The sequence below is a fragment of the Microbacterium sp. AC035 genome, from assembly GCF_979258485.1.
The window spans coordinates 1898210-1915832 of the sequence record NZ_OZ409858.1 but is presented as its reverse complement, the minus strand read 5'-3'; the positions used below and the strand labels follow the sequence as shown (position 1 = coordinate 1915832).

Here is a 17623-nt window from a genome sequence, read left to right as displayed (position 1 = left end):
GCCGCGTCCGCGCGGCGAGAAGTTAGGTAAGCATGCCCTAACACTTCGATGCTAGAACGCAGATCGAGCCGCGAGTGTCGACAGGCAGACGACTTGTGTCGTAGAAACGACAGCCGGTGGTCATCCCGGGAGCGTCATCGCCAATACAGCTGGTGGGCGGGGTCTGCCTGCACGCGTGCCACGTGCTGCCGCGGAGTCAGTCCGAACCTCTCTTTGAATGCTGCAGAGAACGCGCTCGTCGTGGAGTACCCGCACCGGTGCGCGACTGCTCCGATGGGGGTGTTGTCGACGATGAGGCGGGCGGCCAGCGTCATCCGCACGCCCGTGCGCCACCGGCCGAACGTCATGCCGACATCGTTCTGGAAGATCCTCAGCACGGTGCGCTCGTGAAGTCCGTGAGCGAGGACCAGGTCGCGCGCGCTCCGCGGGTCGCCCGGGTCTGCGAGCACCGCCTGCACGAGCGGTCGCACGCGCTCGTCGGCCGGCATCGGCACCTCGCCCCAGCCGTCGGCTGCGCCGGTGGACGGCTGCTGGAGCATCTCGATGAGCACCGATTGGATGCGCACGCGCAGGTCGGTGGGCATGTCGTTGATGCCGAGGTGCAGCAGCATCTCCTGCACGGCTCGCGGCACCAGCACCTGCGTGACCTCGTCGATCGGAGCGATCAGCGAGGTGTCCGAGACGTAGGTGTAGCAGCCGGTCGAGTCGCGCTCGTGCCGCGCGGTGTGGGGAGTGTGTGCCGGGATCCAGATTCCCTGCCCCGGCGCGAGGCGCCACAGGGCATCCCGCAGTTGCACCCAGACGGTGCCTCGGTAACACCACGCGAGCATCGCGTCCGGATGGCTGTGCGGAGGCGAGAGCGGGCGGGTTCCGGTGTCTTCGCCGGTGACGACGCCGGTTCCCATCACGTACGGCGCGCGGATCGTCGATGGATGCTCCGTGCTCGCATCCCAGTCGTCGGGTCGGTAGGAGTTCACGTGGTGCTCCGAGCCGCGGGGGTTATCGACCGCTGCTCTCGGCGATCCGCGCCTCGACCGGGGCCCATCCGTTCTCGAGCACGCTGAACCCCGCGTCGAGGATCCCGAGCTGGTCCTCGTTCTCGTTGACGAGCAGCTGCATCTGCAGGACGAAACGCGAGTACACGCGGATTTCCGCCGTCGGCTCGGGGAGCTCGAGCTCTTCGGCGATCGCATCCGCCAGAGCGTCCTCGTGCCGCAGCCACATCTTCGCGGCGTACTCGCTCAGCGCCGGCGTCTCGTTGAGGAACGTCAGGAAGATCCGCGTGACGTCGTTGCCGTGCTCGTCGATGTTGGCGCCGACCTCCGTGGTGTAGAAGTCGTGGATCGCCCGATTGATCGTGACGCCCTCAGCGCGGTCGCGTACGGCGGAGACGAGGCGATCGCGCTGCTCGTCATCCTCGTCGAACACGAGCGCCTCCTTCTGGGGGAAGTGCGCGAACACGGTGGTGGGAGAGACATCGGCCGCATCAGCGACCTCGCGGATGCTGACGTTGTCGAAGCCGCGCTCGAGAAACATCATCGTCGCCACGTCGGAGATGTTCTTGCGTGTCGCCGCCTTCTTGCGTTCACGGCGGCCGAGCGGCTCAGAATTCGTCATGCCTCCACGATATCGCGAACTCGGTTCAGAACTGGCTTGACAACAAAACTGGTATTGATACAGTTTCGGAGTGACTTCACTAACGAACCCGCCCGCGCGCAGCGAAAAGCGCGCCTGGATCATGCTCATCGTGCTGACGATGCTCACCGTCATCGGCATGACCGTCGTCCTCCCCGTCCTGCCCTTCGTCGTGCTGCAGTATGTGTCGCACGAAGGCGATCTCGCGATCTGGGTCGGCGTACTCGAAGCGATCAACGGCCTGTGCGCCTTCCTGGTCGCCCCCTTCCTCGGTCGTCTCTCCGACCGCTTCGGCCGCCGGCCCGTCATCATCGGCGCTGCGTTCGGTGCGGCGTTCGCGATGACCCTGTTCGGCATCGGCGGAGCGATCTGGGTGCTCGTCCTCGCCCGTGTCATCCAAGGCCTCACCGCCGGCGACATCCCCGCACTCTTCGCCTATCTCGCCGACATCACCCCTCCTGAGAAACGCGCGCAGCGGTTCGGACTGCTCGGCGCCCTGTCGGGTATTGGCATGATGATCGGCCCGGCGATCGGCGGCCTCCTCGCCGCCGTGAGCCTGCAGCTCCCGGTCTTCCTCACCGCGGCAGTCGGGCTCGTCATCGCGATCCTCAGCATCTTCCTGCTCCCCGAGAGCCTCAAGCCCGAGAACCGCATCGAGCGCATCTCGATCCGCGAGATCCAGCCGTTCGGCGTCTTCAAGGAGGCCTTCGGGCGCAAGGAGCTGCGGGGCCTCATGATCGGATTCGGCCTCCTCGCGCTTCCGTTCGGCTTCTTCGTCAACAACTTCAGCGTGCTGGCGCTCGATTCGATCAGCTGGGGGCCGACCCAGATCGGTCTCCTCACGGCGGGTGTCGGCATCATCGACATCCTCATCCAGGGCGTGCTGCTCGGCATCCTGCTGCCTCGCATCGGCGAGCGCGGTGTGATCATCAGCGGCATCGTGGCGCAGACGATCGGACTCGCCGGTCTCGCGGTCGTGGCCTCGGTCTTCGCCCAGCCGTGGGTGTTCATCGTCGGTGCGCTGATGCTCGCCGCAGGCCAGGGAGCGTCGACGGCCGCGTTGGACGGTGCCATGTCGAACGCGGTCGGTGACGACGAGCAAGGCTGGCTCGGAGGAGCGACCCAGTCGCTCAATGCCGCGATGAACACCGCCGCACCGCTGATCGCCGGTGCGCTGTACGTCACCGTCAGCCACGCGGCGCCGTATTGGCTGGGGGTCGCGCTGATGGTCGTCGCCGCGATCGTGGTCGCCCGCGCGCACATCGCGAACACCGCGAAGACGGATGCCGTGCCGCATTCCGAGGGCACCGCGAACGGCATCCCCCTCGAGGCGGCCGACGCACTCGGCTGACGCAGTCGACTGACGCGCGCACCCCGCGCCGGGGGGATGATGGATGCATGCCCACCCCTCATCGCCCCGGTCTGCGGGTCTCGGCGGGTCTCACGATCCCCGAGGCCGAGCTGTCATGGCGCTTCTCGCGCTCGTCAGGGCCGGGCGGTCAGGGTGTGAACACCGCGGATTCCCGAGTCGAGCTGGTCTGGGATGCCGGCGCGAGCGCGTCGCTCACTCCGCATCAGCGTGAGCGTCTCCTCGACCGGCTGAGCGGTCGGCTGGTGAACGGAGTGCTGACGATCGCCGCCTCCGAGCACCGCGCCCAGCTGCGCAACCGCGACGCCGCACGCGAACGACTCGTGGCCCTGGTCTCCGACGCTCTGCGCCCGCCGGCTCCCCAGCGGCGGGCGACCAAGCCGAGCCGCGGCTCGAAAGAGCGACGGCTGACCGCGAAGAAGCAGCGCACCGACGTCAAGAGGCTGCGCAAGCCGCCCCGCGACGGCTGACGAAAGGAATCAGTCCTTGCTGCCTCGGACCAGTTCGAGACCGGCACCCGCGAACTGCCGCAGAGTCGCATCCGGCAGGAATGCCCGGGTGAGAGCCGTGCCGATCGCTGCGAGGTCGGCCTCGTCGCGGAACAGCAGGTACATCGTCTCGTAGCGCGGGTGGAACTTCTGCTTGAACCGGTGCAGGGATCCGAAGCCGTAGACGGGCTCGAGCGCCTCGGCGAGTCGATCGCTCAGCGCGGCGATCATCCCGGCGTCCGGCGGGTAGTCGTGGGCGAGGGGAGCGCCCGAGAGCGACATGATCTCCGCACCCTCCTCCGAGAACTGCCGCGCGGATGATCCGATCAGATACTCCATCACCGGGGCGAAGCCGCCCTCCCGCCGCCGCATCAGGTCGAGCGTCCAGCCGCGAACCGTGCCGCCTTCCGCATAGACCGGCAGCCACGACAGGAACCCGTCGACGTCGCCGTTCGGGGCGATCGCCAGGGCGAGTCGCACCTCCCGATCCTCCGCCTCGTCGAGCGTGCCGAGCGTGAACCGCATCTCGGGAAGATCCTTGTCGCCGACCCACGCCTCCGAGATCGCCCGCAGCTGCTGTCGCACGCCCCACGACTCGTCGGCCAGACGGGTCAGTCGGAAGGTCATGTCCTCCCTCCCCGCCCGATTGAGCGAGCTGCGCACCGAGTTCCACCGCTTGCCGGTGAACTCCAGACCGGGCAGATCGACGATCGTGTCGTCAGCGACCACGATGCTGCGCCAGGTGGGCGGCACGGCCTGGCGGGTGGCGTCGTCGGCGCTGAAGAAGCACGGCACGAGTCCTGCGTTCTCGGCGGTGCGGATGAAATCCGCCACGGCCTCCGCACGAGACGCCGACGGTCCGATCGGGTCGGCCAGTGCGAGCGCGACTCCGCTCCGCCGCTGATACGCCACGATCCCCGCGGCGCTGCGCGCGTAGCTGTTGCCCTCCCAGGTCGTCATCCACGACAGCGTGCCCCCGCCGTGGGCGCGCAGCTCGGTCTTCACATCGTCGACGGTCGGGGCGGGCTGGATGCCGAGGAGCGACTTGCGCTTGGCCCGGAACGCCCGACGCACGGCGACCAGGTAGACGAGCAGGATCAGCCAGAGGAAGCCGTTGGCGAGGTCGAGCTCTGTCTCGCCGTCCCAACGGAAATCGACCTGGGCCTGCGAGAACACCGTGATCAGGATGAGCACGAGCGCCGCCGTCAGGACGTTGAAGAGTCCGAGCAGGATCACGAGCACCCACGACCAGCGGCGGCCGCGCAGCAGCCCGTTCACGAGCACGACGATCACCACGAGATCGAAAGCGAGGCCGAGGAATCCGCCCGATGCGGGTTCCGTCGGACCGAACGGGCCATCGGTCGCCACCAGAGTCGTGATGATCTCGACCGCGCCCAGCACGAGCAGTGCGATCACCGCGATGAGGCGCTGCTCGCGCACCGTGGTCCGCTGCACGCGCAGAGTGCGGTCGGCGAACAGGATCAGCAGCACCGCGAGCAGGTGCTCGAGATCCGCGACCGCACCCCAGAACAGCATCGCGATGAACACGAACCCGAGCAGTATGAGCCAGCCGCGCACCCGCCATGGCGGGCGGAACAGCCCGACGGCGGCGGCGATGCAGGCCATGGTGCCGCCTGAGGCTCCGACATCGAGTGCCTGGGCCTGAGCCTCGGCCCACGCCCACGGCAGCTGCGAGGCGAAGGCCAGCACCAGCGCGGTCGCGAACATCGCGAAGAGCTGGCCCACCCAGTAGTAGGCGAGGGCGACTCGGGATCCCCGACGGAACTCGAGGTAGGCCATGCCCCAGAAACCCGAGATCGTGAAGAGGTAGACCCAGGGGGCGTTGACGAAGAAGGTACCGGTGAGGGGCGTCCACCACTTGCCGTCGAGGAAGTTCGGCAGCCCGTAGGCCACGGTCGCGAAGAGCGGGGTGTCTTCGAACGGACGCCACAGTCCCTGCCAGACCACTCCGACGACGACTATCACCGCGATCATCGTGAGCGTCGCGGGGATTCGCCGGACGACGGCGAGAACAGGATGCGATGTGGGGGTTCGCGCCTCGGTCATGCGCTCAGCGTAGCGAGGGAGTCGCTCCTTCCGGAGCGAAACGTTCCTGTCGCAGTTCGTGCCGTCTGCTGACCTTCCGGTCGCACTTCCTGCCGTCCGCGCGCGGTTCCGGCGGCATGGAGTGCGACCCGAGGGCGACGGTGGCGGTTCGACCGGACATCACTTTGAATGGAGTCATGCCCGCGCATCGATCCAACCGTTCTTCGAGTGCACGACGGCGCGCATCGATGGTGCTGGCCGCGGCATCCGTCGCTCTGCTCGCGGCCTGCACGTCGCAGCCGACCTCGATGCCGGTGTCGGGCGCGCACTCCGTCGTCGAGGATCTCGACGCCCCGTGGTCCATCGCCTTCCACGACGACGTGGCCCTGGTGAGCGAACGTGACAGCGCGCGCGTACTCGAGGTCGTCGATGACGGCGAGGTGCACGAGGTCGGGGTGATCGACGGCGTCTCACCCGGTGGCGAGGGTGGCCTGCTCGGTCTCGCGGTGCACGACGGGGAGCTGTTCACGTACTTCACCGCGCAGGGGGAGAACCGCGTCGAGCGGCGGACGATCGCCGGGGATGCCGGTGCGCTGTCGCTCGGCCCCGCGACCACCGTGCTCGACGGCATTCCGGCCGCAGGCAATCACAACGGCGGGCGCATCGCATTCGGCCCGGACGGGATGCTGTACGTCACGACGGGCGACGCAGGCGACCGCGACAGTGCTCAGGACCTCGAGGCGCTGTCGGGCAAGATCCTGCGCCTCACGCCCGACGGCGGTGTGCCGGCCGACAATCCGTTCGACGAATCGCCCGTCTACAGCTACGGGCACCGCAACCCGCAGGGCATCGCCTGGGATGCCGCGGGCACGATGTACGCGAGCGAGTTCGGGCAGGACACGTGGGACGAGCTCAACGTGATCGAGGCTGGCGGCAATTACGGCTGGCCCGAGGTCGAAGGGATCGCCGACGACGCCGGCTACATCGACCCGGTGCAGCAGTGGCGGCCCGACCAGGCGAGCCCGAGCGGGATCGCCGTCACGGCATCCGCCATCCTGATCGCGAACCTGCGGGGCGAGCGTCTGCGATCAGTGCCACTCGACGACCTGTCGTCCAGCACCGAGCGGTTCACGGGCGAGCTCGGCCGCCTGCGCGATGTCGTGGTCGGGCCGGGTGAAGAGGTCTGGGTTCTCACGAACGACACCGACGGTCGCGGCACCCCCTCCGACGGCGACGACCGCATCCTGCGTCTCGACGGCGATTGACCTCAGGCACCGCTCAGGCGAAGGCGTCCACGCCCGTCCTGCTCACCGAGAGGGCCCACAGCCGCTCGGCTGCCTCGGGATCGATCGCCCATTCCTTCACCCCGCCGGTGGTCATGTCACTGTGATCGGCGGCCACGATCCCCTTGATCGAGCAGTCCTCGCAGTACGCGCCGCTGCGTTCGACCAGCTCCGTGGCCGTCGCGGCCCAGAGGCCGGTGGACGCGCCTTCAGCCGGCGTCTTGAAACGCGGGTTCGGGGTGCCGTCCTCGTCGATCCAGCCGCGGGAGAGCAGCTCCTCGCGGGGAACGTGCCGCTGCAGCTCGGTCATGATCCCGCCGGGGTGCACCGAGAAGGCGAGGATGCCGCGCTCGGCGCCACGTCGTGCCAGGCCCACCGCGAACAGCGCGTTCGCCGTCTTCGACTGCCCGTACGCGACCCACGGGTCATAGGGCGTCGTCTCGAAGTCGATGTCGTCGAATCGCACGGGGGAGCGGAAGTGACCTCCGGATGAGTACGAGACGACGCGCGCGCGGTCCGACAAGAGGTCGGCCACCCCGCCGACCAGCGCGAAATGACCCAGGTGGTTGGTGCCGAACTGCGACTCGAAGCCCTGCGCCGTGTGACCGAACGGGGTGGCCATGATGCCGGCGACGTTCAGCACGAGGTCGATCGGCTGACCGTCGCGGCGCACGGACTGCGTGAAGGCCGCCACGGACTCGAGGTCGCTGAGATCGGCGCCCCGCACCTCCGCCTCCGCGATCCCGTCGAGCGCCTTCTGCGCCGCGTCCACACGCCGTGCAGGAACGATCACGCGCACACCGGCATCCGCGAGCGCGCGCACCGTCTCGAGTCCGAGTCCGGAGTACCCGCCGGTGACGATCGCGGTCCGGCCGGCGAGGTCCGTGTCGGCGATCACCTCGGCCGCGGTCGAGCGGTAGCCGAACTCCGACGAGAGCGGCTGCTGGCGGGCGATCATGTCGAGAGGAGCTGTCATGGTTCGACCGTACGATCTAGAGTGCACTCGAAGTCAAGGAGGAGTCCTCGTGGTTGATGTGGTCGACACGACGCGCACGTTCAGCATCGGCGAGCTCGCGCGCCTGGCGGGCGTGAGCGTGCACACCCTGCGCTGGTACGAAGCCGAGGGACTGTTCCCACGCGACGTTCCGCGCACCTCCGGCGGACGGCGGGTGTACGCCCACGATTCGCTCGCGTGGCTCGCCCTGCTGGGGCGGCTCCGCGAGTCCGGGGCGCCGATCGCGCTCCTGCGCGAGTATGCCGCCCTCGTGCGCGCCGGCAGCGGCAATGAGGCCGAGCGACTCGCCCTGCTGCGTGCCCACGAGCGCTCCCTCGATGCGCAGATCGAATCGCTGATCGCCTGTCGACAGGTGATCCACGACAAGGCCAGGGGCTATCAGGAGGCGCTCGTCGCACGAGGGCTCCTCTGACTCAGCCGTTCAGGGCCTTCTCGATCGCCGTCTCGAGGTCGTCCCACGTCTCCAGCACCACGGGCTCGCCGTCGATGAAGAAGCTGGGCGTGCTGCGCACTCCGAGCTGCTCGCCGTCGCTCTTGTCGGCCTGCACGCGTTCGAGCGTCTCCGGGTCGGCGACTGCGGCGTCGTAGGCGGCCATGTCGAGTCCGAGCTCGACGGCGAGCGCCCGGAACACCTCCGGGGTCTCCGCCGACTGCTCGCCCCACTGGGCCTGCGTCTCGAACAGCCGGTGGTACATGTCCTCGAACCGGTCCTGCTCCGCCGCCGCCTCTGCCGCGAGAGCGGCCTGTGTCGAATTGATGTGCCCCGGCAACGGGAAGTAGCGGACCACATAGGTGATCTCGCCGGAATACTGCTCACGCAGGTCTTCGACGATCGGATAGAACGCGCCGCACGCCTCGCACTCGAAGTCGAGGAACTCGACGACAGTGACGGCATCGGCCCCTCCGTCGTCGAGCACGTGCGAGTCGGTGCGGACGGTCTGCCGCTTCTCGCCTTCGGGCGGCGCGGGGTCGGCGGCTCGCTGCGACATGGCATAGACGATGCCGACGATCGCGAGGACGATCGCTGCGGCGATGGTGATCAGGGCCACCTTGACAGGGGTCTTCATAGGGTTCTCCAACGGTTCGGATCAGGCAGGGTGAGTGAGCCGCGACGAGCGCGGCCGGGGTCGCCGGCGAACGGCGTGCCTGATTCAGGTGCGGGAGAGCGAGAGCTGAGTGAGCGTCAGCGCGGGCACGTGGCGTCGCGGGCCTGCGCGGCTGGGCGCAGAGGCGCGCACCGCGACTGCGCGGCTGACCGAGGCCACGCCCCTGGCTGACCTCGACGAGAGCAGCACCAGCACGACGCAGCAGAGCGCCGCGATGACGACGACCGCGGCATCCGGCGGCGCGGTCTCGACCGCGCTCGTGTCATCGTGGTGTCCCGAGACCGACGAGACGCTCGCACCCGGCGCAAGGCACAGTGCGGTGTGCGCATCCGCCTTGCCGTGCGACGTCGACCACGCGCCGATCACGAGCAGCAGGGCGAGGCCGAGAGCCAGACCGACCCGGAGGATCAGCATCCGCTCGACGCCCTGGTGTCGCGGTCGCGTCGACGGGGCATGCATGGTGCGCGCAGTCTAACAATCCGGCATCGGTGCGAGCCGATCGAGCCCGTCCTCGGGCCCCGGCCGAGCCGCCGCTCCCCGACGCGCCTACACTGAAGGGGTGGCGAGACTGTTGATCGTGGGCGGCTTCCTGGCCGCCATCTTCTGGGTGTACAGCATCGTCGACTGCGCAGTGCAGCCGCCGACGCGGCACCGGGGCGTGCCCAAAGCCGCCTGGATCGCCATCGTCGTCTTCATCCCGGTCATCGGCGGGATCCTCTGGTTCACGCTCGGCCGTCGCCGCGCGAACGACAACGGCGGAGCGATCACGATCCTCGCGCCCGACGATGACCCGCAGTTCCTCCGCAGCATCAGCAAGAGCGAGCAGGATGCCCGCATCCGCCGCCTCGAAGAGGAGCTCGCCCGTCTCGAGGACGAGACCGACGACGGCACCGCAACGGACGGCACGGCACCGGACACTCGCCCGTGACCGCATCGCCGGCGACGGATGCCGCGGCATCCCTGATCGCCGACCTCATCGGTCACGGCGTGCGCGATCTCGTGCTCTCGCCGGGTTCTCGGTCTCAGGCGCTCGCGCTCGCCGCAGTGCACGCCGCGAACCAGGGGCACCTGCGCCTGCACGTGCGCATCGACGAGCGCGTCGCGGGGTTCACGGCGCTGGGCCTCTCTCGTGAGACCGGCGTCCCCGCAGCGGTCGTCTGCACCTCGGGAACCGCCGCCGCCAACCTCCTTCCCGCGGCGATGGAGGCCTTCCATTCCGGAGTGCCGCTCCTGCTGCTGACCGCGGATCGCCCGCCCGAGCTCCGGGGAATCGGAGCCAACCAGGCGACGATCCAACCGGGCATGTTCGCCTCGTGGGCGCGCGAGCAGATCGACGCACCTGTTCCGGGCGACGGCGACTGGTCAGGGCTCGCGAAGCGAGCGATCGCCGCCGCGATGGGAGCGGATGCCGCGCACGGCCTCCCCGGGGTCTCCGGCCCCGTGCACCTCAATCTGCCGTCGCGAGAGCCGCTGTCAGGCGATGTGCCGGCCGTCGACATCGCACCGGGCGAGGTTCCGCGGCCGGTCGCCGGAGACGTGCTCGTGCTCGAGCGCGGGCCGCGCACCGTCGTCATCGCGGGCGCCGATGCCGGCCCGGATGCAGAAGAGGTCGCGCACGCCGGGTCCTGGCCGCTGATCGCCGAGATCGTCAGCGGTGCGCGCTTCGGACGCCAGGTCGTGCACGGCTATCGGGCTCTGTTGAGCGACGACGGGCTGGGGGGCCGCATCGAGCGAGCCGTCGTGCTCGGGCATCCGACTCTCAGCCGCGAGGTGGCGCGTCTGCTGTCGAGTGCCGACGTCGAGGTGATCGCCGTCCGCCGCGGGGGAGAGGACCTCGACCTCAACGGGCGCACCAGGCCCGCGGCATCCGTCGCGGTCGCCGCCGGCCCCGCCGACCGCGAGTGGCTCGGAGCCTGGCTCACGGCATCCACCGCCCACGCCGTCGACCTCAGCGAGCGCGCTCCCGATCAGGACGGGCTCACCTCCGCCGATCCCTCCGCGCGACGTGATGCGGTGAAGGCCGAGCTGGCAGCCGTGCGCCGCCCGCTCGATCGCGAGCTCCTCGCCGACGCCGTCTGGCGGGCGACCTGGCCGCACGATCGGCTCGTCTTCGGGTCCTCGCGCCTCGTGAGAGTGGCCGACGCGGTGCTCGGCGGCAAGAAGGTCCCCGTGCACGCCAACCGCGGACTCGCGGGGATCGACGGCACGATCGCGACCGCCACCGGCATCGCGCTCGCGAGTCAGGCCGCAGGAGCGCCGGGGGTCACGCGTGTGCTGCTCGGCGACCTGGCCTTCCTGCACGACGTCGGAGCGCTGCTTCTGCCGCCGGACGAGCACGAACCCCGTATCCAGGTCATCGTCGGCAACGACGGCGGCGGCACGATCTTCGACGGCCTCGAGGTCGCGGGAACGGCGGCTCGCGCCGATCTCGACAGGGCGTTCTACACCCCGCACACGGTGCGTCTCGAGCAGCTGGCGCTCGCCTACGGGTGGGAGTATCAGCGGGTCACGACCCGCACCGCGCTCGATCAGGTGCTCACCGCTCCGGCGGGCGGTCGTCAGCTGATCGAAGTGCCGCTCGCGCGCTGATCTCGTTCGCCGCAGCGGGCGTCCGCAGTGGCAGGATGATCGCATGACAGCGCACGAGTGGGCCAAGACCCTCCAGGCCGGCGACGGATTCCGTCTCGCCGACGTCGATCCGCAGAGCACTCCCGGGTACAGCGGCGGGAAGGCCGACGGCAAGCGCGATCTCGCGGCCGGTCTCGACGAGCTCAATCAGCTGCAGGAGCGGCTGTTCGCGGAGAGTCGAGTCGGCGTCGCGAAGGACTCGGTGCTGCTGATCCTGCAGGCCATGGATTCTGCGGGCAAGGGAGGCATCGTGCGGCACGTCGTCGGCGGAGTCGACCCGCAGGGTGTCGCGCTCACCGCGTTCAAGGCGCCGACCGACGAGGAGCTCGAGCACGACTTCCTGTGGCGTGTCGCCAAGCGGCTGCCGGAGCCCGGATTCATCGGCGTCTTCGACCGCTCGCACTATGAGGATGTGCTCATCGGCAGGGTGCGCTCGCTGGCTCCGGCCGATGAGATCGAACGCCGCTACGACGCGATCAACGAGTTCGAGGCCGAGGTCGCGGCGTCCGGCACCCGCATCATCAAGGTGATGCTGCACATCTCACCCGACGAGCAGAAGTCGAGACTGATGGAGCGGCTCGAGCGGGCCGACAAGCACTGGAAGTACAACCCGGGCGATGTCGACGAGCGTCTGCTCTGGGACGACTACATGGCGGCCTATCAGACGGTGTTCGACCGCACCTCGACTGCGGACGCCCCGTGGCATGTGATCCCGGCCGACCACAAGTGGTTCGCCCGCCTCGCCGTGCAGGAGCTGCTGCTCGACGCGCTGCAGCAGATCGATCCGCAGTGGCCGGCGGCCGACTTCGACGTGGAGGCCGAGAAGAAGCGCCTGGCCGCGAGCTGAGCGGCTGAGGGGTGTCGCTCAGGCGAGCGCGTCGACCAGCGGACGGAACTTGACGCGGGTCTCCAGCAGCTCCGACTCGGGGTCTGAGCCCGCGACGATCCCCGCGCCCGCGTAGGCGGTGACGGTGATGTCGGCCTCGGCGGGGGAGAACTGCGCGCACCGCAGCGCGATGGCCCATTCGCCGTTGCCGGCCGCGTCGACCCATCCGACCGGACCGGCATAGCGTCCTCGGTCGAAAGGCTCGAGCTCGCGGATGGCCGCGATCGCGGCGGACGTCGGAGTGCCTGCGACTGCGGCCGTCGGATGCAGTGCGCCGACGAGATCGAGCGACGACCCGCCGTCGGCGAGCTCGCCCTCGACGTCGGTCGCCAGGTGGAAGAGGTTCGGCAGCTTGAGCAGGAACGGCTGCTCGCTCGCCGCCAGCACGCGGGTGTGCGGGCGCAGCGAAGCGAGCACGCTCTGCGCCGCGTACTCGTGCTCGTCGAGGTCCTTCGTGCTCGAGGCCAGATGGGCGGATGCCGCGGTGTCGGCATCCGCGTCGGCTCCGCGTCCGATGGTCCCGGCCAGCACGCGGGCCGTGACGGTGCGCTGCTGCACGGTGACGAGCGTCTCGGGGCTCGCGCCGATGAGCCCGTCGACCGCGAAGGCCCAGGTGTCGGGGTACCCGGTCGACAGTGCGCGCACGAGACGGCGCAGGTCGGATCCGGCGGGAACGCTGCCGGTGAGGTCGCGAGCGAGCACGACCTTGCTGAGCTCGCCGTTCGCGATGCGGCCCAGTGCTTGACGAACGGAGTCTTGATATCCCTGCGGGCTCTGCGCCCCGGGGCCCACGGTGCCCGCCCAATGCGGGCCGTAGGCGATGGTCGACGCCTCGGGCTGCGCTTCGAGAGCGGAGTGCGCCGTCGATGCCGATGTCGACGTCGAGCGGATGCGGGTGAGCCACGTGCGCCCGTGGTGTCGGCCGACCACGAGTGCCGGCACCACGAGGATGCTGTCGGCGGCGGAGTCCTCGTCGAAGGTCAGCGCTCCGAAGGCGACGAGCCCCGAGCCGGGCAGTCCGAGGTCGTCGTCGATCTCGGCATCCTGCGCCAGGTCTCGCCAGGCGGCGGCGATGGCGGCCGAACGCATGGACGCCGCGCCTGCGGGGATGCGGATCGTCTCGACGACGCCGTCGCCCACGGCGACGATGCCGTCACCGCGACGCAGCCACGCGAGGGGACGCGCCGGGTCGGCGTAGGCCAGGAGATCCTCGACCGGATCGATCTCTCGGGTCTCCACGACCAGCCTGCTGCTCACCCCTCCAGCCTAGTTCGTCGCTCGTCGACGGAATGTGTGCGGCCCCGCTTACGCTGAGTGCATGAGCGACGCCCGCCCCGCACCCGGCACAGAGATGATCTTCCAGTGGCGCAAATGGGATGGCTCTCCGCATTGGCGGCACGAGTGCGTCTATCTCGGCGCCGACGAGTGGGGCGACTGGCTGGGCCAGCCGGTCGGCTGGCCCAGCGCTCGACCGGGTGCTGCCTACATCGCAGAGACCCCCAACGTCACCCTGGTGCCACGTCGGCCCGACTTCGCGCTGACGGTGAACCGCGATCACCCCAAGGGCATGCGGGTCTACATCGACATCGGCTGGGATGTGCGCTGGTCCGATGACCCGCTGCTGGCGGTCGGCATCGACATGGATCTCGACGTCGTACGGGTCGAAGGACCGCGTGGCATCTGGGTCGACGACCGCGACGAGTGGGCCGACCACAGTGTGAGATACGGATACCCCGCCGAGATCATCATCCGGCTCGAGGCACTCGCACTCGACCTCGAGCAGCGCGTGCGCGATCAGACCGCTCCGTTCGACGATGAGACAGCAGATCTCTGGCTCGATCGCCTCGACGCGCTGCACCTCGCGCCTAGACTGGGCACGTGACCTCGAACGAAGCAAACCGCGCCGATCTCGGCAAGGACCCCGCCCGCGTCAGCGGCATGTTCGACCAGGTCGCCGCGGGCTACGACCGCACGAACACGGCGATGACGGTCGGCAACGACGCGCTCTGGCGCGCAGCCACGACCAGGGCCGTCGCCCCGAAGCCGGGGGAGAAGATCCTCGACCTCGGTGCAGGCACCGCGTCGTCGTCGGCGTCCCTCGCCCGCAGCGGAGCGCAGGTCGTCGCTGCCGACTTCTCGCCGGGAATGCTCGCAGAGGGCAAGCGTCGCCACGGCAGCATCCGCAATCTCTCGTTCGTGCAGGCGGACGCCACCGACCTCCCCTTCGAAGACGGCGAGTTCGACGCGGTCACCATGTCCTACGCCCTGCGCAACGTCAACGATCCCCAGAAGGCGCTGCGTGAGCTGCTCCGGGTGACGAAGCCGGGCGGTCGCCTGGTGATCAACGAATTCTCGACCCCGCCGGGCACTCTGTTCCGCGCCGGCTACCGCTTCTACAACTCGCAGGTGCTGCCGCGGGTGGCTCGCATCGCCGGAACCAACGGCGACGCCTACGACTACCTGAACGAGTCGATCCGCGACTGGCCCGACCAGAAGAAGCTCGCCGCGTGGATCCGCGAGGCCGGGTGGACCGAGGTCGAGTACCGCAACCTCTCGTTCGGGATCGTCGCGCTGCACCGGGCGTTCAAGGCCGCGTGAGTACGACGCGCGAACCCCCACGGCTGACGACGGTAGGCTGAGACCGTGACTTCGAGCCGCGTAGCCCCGGGTTCGCGACTGGCGAGCCGTCTCGGTTTCAGCGACCGTGTCTTCATCGGCACCGCAGGTCGACGCATCGCTCAGGCGATCGAAGACGGCCTCGAGCGCGTCGAGACCGGTCTCGCCGACGACGTGCGCGTCGCCGACCCGCTGGCCGATGCCGCGAGCCGCTATCTCTACGAGGCGGGGGGCAAGCGCATCCGCCCCGTGCTCACCCTGCTGGCGGCCCAGCTCGGCGACGGCAACACCGAACAGGTGATCGACGTCGCGAAGGCGTTGGAGATCACCCACCTCGGCTCGCTCTACCACGACGACGTCATGGACGGTGCCGACCGCCGCCGTGGGGTCCCTGCAGCGCACGCGGTGTGGGGCAACAACATCGCCATCCTCACCGGCGACATCCTCTTCTCGCGCGCCAGCCAGCTGATGTCCCGACTGGGAGAGCGCGCCATCCGCCTGCAGGCCGATACGTTCGAGCGGCTCGTCCTCGGCCAGATGCACGAGACGCTCGGTGCGCAGCCCGGCGACGACCCCATCGAGTTCTACCTCCAGGTGCTCGCCGACAAGACCGGTTCCCTGATCGCCGCGGCGACGCAGGGCGGTGTGATCTTCTCGAACGCGCCCTCTCAGTACGAAGAGCCGCTGCGGGTGTACGGCGAGAAGATCGGCGTCGCCTTCCAACTGCTCGACGACGTGATCGACCTGTCGGCCAAGCCGGAGGACACGGGCAAGGTGCCGGGCACCGACCTGCGCGCCGGTGTTCCGACGATGCCGTACCTGCTGCTGAAGGCCGAGTCCGACGACGCCTCGATCGACCTCGCGGCCCGCATCGACGACGGAGTGACGCGCATCGCCGAAGGCGAGGATCCCGCGATCCTCGACGGGCCGCTCACCGAGCTCCGCGACCACGTCGGAACCCAGAAGACCCTCGCGCTCGCGCATTCCTGGACTCAGGATGCGATCGACGCGCTGACCGCGCTTCCGCGCGGCACCGTGCGCGATGCGCTCACCCGTTTCGCAGAGACCCTCGTCGAACGCTCCAGCTGACCGCGTAGCGGCCCTCGGCCGCGTGCGTCGGGCGTGACGGCATACGAAAGGACCCCTTATGACCAAGCTCAGACTGGCCATCGTCGGAGCGGGCCCCGCCGGCATATACGCCGCCGACATCCTGCTGAAGGCCGAGCGCAAGTTCGACGTCTCCATCGATCTCTTCGAGCAGCTTCCGGCTCCCTACGGCCTGGTCCGCTATGGCGTCGCCCCCGACCACCCCCGCATCAAGGGCATCATCAACGCGCTCCGCGACGTGCTCGATCGCGGTGACATCCGTCTCTTCGGCAACGTCCGCTTCGGTGAGGACATCACCCTCGACGATCTGAAGAAGCACTACAACGCGGTGATCTTCGCCACCGGCGCGATCCGCGACACCACCCTCGACATCCCCGGCATCGACGCGGTCGGCGCCTACGGCGCGGCCGACTACGTGAGCTGGTTCGACGGGCACCCCGACGTGCCGCGGGAGTGGCCGCTCGATGCAGCGTCCGTCGGTGTGCTGGGCAACGGCAACGTCGCTCTCGACGTCGCCCGCATGCTGGCCAAGCACGCAGAGGATCTGATGGTGACCGAGGTTCCCGAGAACGTCTACGAGGGGCTCAAGGAGAGCGCGGTCACCGACGTCCACGTCTTCGGCCGTCGCGGCCCGGCGCAGGTCAAGTTCACCCCGCTCGAGCTGCGCGAGCTCGGCGAGCTGCGCGACGTCGACATGGTCGTGTACGACGAGGACTTCGACTACGACGAGGCGTCGAAGGACGCTGTGGCCAGCAACAAGCAGGTCATGGTCATCGACCGCATCCTGCAGTCGTGGCGCAAGCGCGACTCGGTCAACAACGCCGGGGGCACCGCATCGCGTCGTCTGCACCTGCACTTCTGGGCCCGCCCGGTCGAGGTCCGCAAGGACGACGCCGGCCGTGTCGCAGCTCTCGTCTACGAGCGCACGAAGCCCGACGGACAGGGTGGCGCAGTGGGCACGGGGGAGATGCGCGAGGTTCCGCTGCAGGCGCTCTACCGTGCGATCGGATACTTCGGCTCGCCGCTCCCTGGCGTGCCGTTCGACAAGAAGCACGGCGTGATCCCCAACCGCGAGGGCCAGGTGCTCGCCAAGGATTCGAACCAGCAGATGACCGGTATCTACGCGACCGGCTGGATCAAGCGCGGACCGGTCGGCCTCATCGGCCACACGAAGTCGGATGCCATGGAGACCGTGCGGCACATCATCAACGACCAGGGCTCGTGGTGGCACCCGGAAGACCCTTCCGAAGAGGCGATTCCGGCGCTGCTGCAGGAGCGCGGCGTCAAGTGGACCGACCTCGAAGGCTGGCACCGACTCGACGAGCACGAGGTCGCCCTCGGTGCGCCGCAGGAGCGTGCCCGCGTCAAGGTCGTGCCGCGCGACGAGATGGTGCGCGTCTCTCGCGGAGAGTGACCGACGCCGGATCGTTGTCGACGCGTCATG

18 protein-coding genes are annotated in these 17623 nt (G+C 69.1%); 11 read left to right on the top strand and 7 right to left on the bottom strand.

Translation table 11 applies throughout. The features are described 5' to 3' along the window. Positions 1-134 precede the first annotated feature (134 nt). Positions 135-977 (bottom strand): helix-turn-helix transcriptional regulator, encoded by an 843-nt coding sequence (locus tag ACZ0AA_RS09335; RefSeq protein ID WP_463512738.1) that lies wholly within the window; start codon positions 975-977, stop codon positions 135-137. A gap of 22 nt (positions 978-999) precedes the next feature. Further along, a complete protein-coding gene (locus ACZ0AA_RS09330) occupies positions 1000-1617 on the bottom strand; it encodes a TetR/AcrR family transcriptional regulator (protein WP_463512737.1) in 618 nt (205 codons plus the stop codon). A 70-nt stretch (positions 1618-1687) separates the two neighbouring features. Here ACZ0AA_RS09330 and ACZ0AA_RS09325 point away from each other — a divergent pair, with 70 nt between their 5' ends. Both ACZ0AA_RS09325 and arfB read left to right on the top strand, forming a co-directional pair. Further along, complete coding sequence (locus ACZ0AA_RS09325; RefSeq protein WP_400866219.1) at positions 1688-2986, top strand: MFS transporter; 1299 nt, start codon at positions 1688-1690, stop codon at positions 2984-2986. Positions 2987-3033: 47 nt separating this feature from the next. Further along, on the top strand, positions 3034-3474 hold the full coding sequence (gene arfB / locus ACZ0AA_RS09320) for an alternative ribosome rescue aminoacyl-tRNA hydrolase ArfB (protein ID WP_400866216.1): 441 nt from the start codon (positions 3034-3036) through the stop codon (positions 3472-3474). Between the two features lie 9 nt (positions 3475-3483). Here arfB and ACZ0AA_RS09315 read toward each other — a convergent pair whose 3' ends face one another. After that, a complete protein-coding gene (locus ACZ0AA_RS09315; protein WP_463512736.1) occupies positions 3484-5559 on the bottom strand; it encodes a bifunctional lysylphosphatidylglycerol flippase/synthetase MprF in 2076 nt (691 codons plus the stop codon). A 176-nt stretch (positions 5560-5735) separates the two neighbouring features. On the opposite strand from ACZ0AA_RS09315, the gene ACZ0AA_RS09310 reads away from it, so the two are divergent. Next, a complete protein-coding gene (locus tag ACZ0AA_RS09310) occupies positions 5736-6803 on the top strand; it encodes a PQQ-dependent sugar dehydrogenase (RefSeq protein WP_463512735.1) in 1068 nt (355 codons plus the stop codon). Between the two features lie 13 nt (positions 6804-6816). Here ACZ0AA_RS09310 and ACZ0AA_RS09305 read toward each other — a convergent pair whose 3' ends face one another. Then, positions 6817-7797, bottom strand: coding sequence for an oxidoreductase (locus tag ACZ0AA_RS09305; RefSeq protein ID WP_463512734.1), 981 nt, complete (start codon positions 7795-7797; stop codon positions 6817-6819). Positions 7798-7846: 49 nt separating this feature from the next. On the opposite strand from ACZ0AA_RS09305, the gene ACZ0AA_RS09300 reads away from it, so the two are divergent. Then, entirely contained in the window at positions 7847-8248 is a 402-nt protein-coding gene (locus ACZ0AA_RS09300) for a MerR family transcriptional regulator (RefSeq protein ID WP_463512733.1), read from the top strand. A gap of 1 nt (position 8249) precedes the next feature. On the opposite strand, the gene ACZ0AA_RS09295 is transcribed toward ACZ0AA_RS09300, so the two are convergent. Beyond that, complete coding sequence (locus ACZ0AA_RS09295; protein ID WP_463512732.1) at positions 8250-8903, bottom strand: DsbA family protein; 654 nt, start codon at positions 8901-8903, stop codon at positions 8250-8252. Positions 8904-8987: 84 nt separating this feature from the next. Beyond that, the gene (locus tag ACZ0AA_RS09290) at positions 8988-9401 is read right to left on the bottom strand and encodes a hypothetical protein (RefSeq protein ID WP_463512731.1); all 414 of its coding nucleotides are present in this window, start codon (positions 9399-9401) and stop codon (positions 8988-8990) included. A gap of 100 nt (positions 9402-9501) precedes the next feature. On the opposite strand from ACZ0AA_RS09290, the gene ACZ0AA_RS09285 reads away from it, so the two are divergent. From ACZ0AA_RS09285 to ACZ0AA_RS09275, 3 genes are read left to right on the top strand one after another with little or no spacing between them, the layout of a single operon-like run. Next, positions 9502-9870, top strand: coding sequence for a PLD nuclease N-terminal domain-containing protein (locus ACZ0AA_RS09285; RefSeq protein WP_463512730.1), 369 nt, complete (start codon positions 9502-9504; stop codon positions 9868-9870). Further along, a complete protein-coding gene (menD, locus tag ACZ0AA_RS09280; protein ID WP_463512729.1) occupies positions 9867-11531 on the top strand; it encodes a 2-succinyl-5-enolpyruvyl-6-hydroxy-3-cyclohexene-1-carboxylic-acid synthase in 1665 nt (554 codons plus the stop codon). Before ACZ0AA_RS09285 ends, menD begins: the two co-directional genes overlap by 4 nt. 43 nt (positions 11532-11574) lie before the next feature. After that, on the top strand, positions 11575-12417 hold the full coding sequence (locus tag ACZ0AA_RS09275) for a polyphosphate kinase 2 family protein (RefSeq protein WP_463512728.1): 843 nt from the start codon (positions 11575-11577) through the stop codon (positions 12415-12417). An 18-nt stretch (positions 12418-12435) separates the two neighbouring features. On the opposite strand, the gene ACZ0AA_RS09270 is transcribed toward ACZ0AA_RS09275, so the two are convergent. Next, a complete protein-coding gene (locus ACZ0AA_RS09270) occupies positions 12436-13713 on the bottom strand; it encodes an isochorismate synthase (RefSeq protein ID WP_463512727.1) in 1278 nt (425 codons plus the stop codon). Positions 13714-13774: 61 nt separating this feature from the next. Here ACZ0AA_RS09270 and ACZ0AA_RS09265 point away from each other — a divergent pair, with 61 nt between their 5' ends. The 4 genes from ACZ0AA_RS09265 to ACZ0AA_RS09250 are packed head-to-tail and all read left to right on the top strand — an operon-like array spanning position 13775 to position 17593. Continuing rightward, complete coding sequence (locus ACZ0AA_RS09265; protein ID WP_463512726.1) at positions 13775-14338, top strand: hypothetical protein; 564 nt, start codon at positions 13775-13777, stop codon at positions 14336-14338. After that, positions 14335-15054 carry a class I SAM-dependent methyltransferase gene (locus ACZ0AA_RS09260; protein WP_400866182.1) on the top strand — a complete coding sequence of 240 codons (720 nt, stop codon included), beginning with the start codon at positions 14335-14337 and terminating at the stop codon, positions 15052-15054. The genes ACZ0AA_RS09265 and ACZ0AA_RS09260 overlap by 4 nt, the downstream gene beginning before the upstream one ends. A 45-nt stretch (positions 15055-15099) precedes the next feature. Then, positions 15100-16161, top strand: coding sequence for a polyprenyl synthetase family protein (locus tag ACZ0AA_RS09255; RefSeq protein ID WP_400866180.1), 1062 nt, complete (start codon positions 15100-15102; stop codon positions 16159-16161). A gap of 58 nt (positions 16162-16219) precedes the next feature. Beyond that, on the top strand, positions 16220-17593 hold the full coding sequence (locus ACZ0AA_RS09250) for an FAD-dependent oxidoreductase (protein ID WP_463512725.1): 1374 nt from the start codon (positions 16220-16222) through the stop codon (positions 17591-17593). Positions 17594-17623 lie beyond the last annotated feature (30 nt).

Excerpts from the sequence above, each read along its gene's own strand:
- ACZ0AA_RS09250 (WP_463512725.1), top strand. The coding sequence starts at position 16,220 with ATGACCAAGCTCAGACTGGCCATCGTCGGAGCGGGCCCCGCCGGCATA.
- ACZ0AA_RS09290 (WP_463512731.1), bottom strand. The coding sequence starts at position 9,401 with ATGCATGCCCCGTCGACGCGACCGCGACACCAGGGCGTCGAGCGGATG.
- arfB (WP_400866216.1), top strand. The coding sequence starts at position 3,034 with ATGCCCACCCCTCATCGCCCCGGTCTGCGGGTCTCGGCGGGTCTCACG.
- ACZ0AA_RS09265 (WP_463512726.1), top strand. The coding sequence starts at position 13,775 with ATGAGCGACGCCCGCCCCGCACCCGGCACAGAGATGATCTTCCAGTGG.
- ACZ0AA_RS09305 (WP_463512734.1), bottom strand. The coding sequence starts at position 7,797 with ATGACAGCTCCTCTCGACATGATCGCCCGCCAGCAGCCGCTCTCGTCG.
- ACZ0AA_RS09295 (WP_463512732.1), bottom strand. The coding sequence starts at position 8,903 with ATGAAGACCCCTGTCAAGGTGGCCCTGATCACCATCGCCGCAGCGATC.
- ACZ0AA_RS09310 (WP_463512735.1), top strand. The coding sequence starts at position 5,736 with ATGCCCGCGCATCGATCCAACCGTTCTTCGAGTGCACGACGGCGCGCA.
- ACZ0AA_RS09315 (WP_463512736.1), bottom strand. The coding sequence starts at position 5,559 with ATGACCGAGGCGCGAACCCCCACATCGCATCCTGTTCTCGCCGTCGTC.
- ACZ0AA_RS09275 (WP_463512728.1), top strand. The coding sequence starts at position 11,575 with ATGACAGCGCACGAGTGGGCCAAGACCCTCCAGGCCGGCGACGGATTC.
- ACZ0AA_RS09330 (WP_463512737.1), bottom strand. The coding sequence starts at position 1,617 with ATGACGAATTCTGAGCCGCTCGGCCGCCGTGAACGCAAGAAGGCGGCG.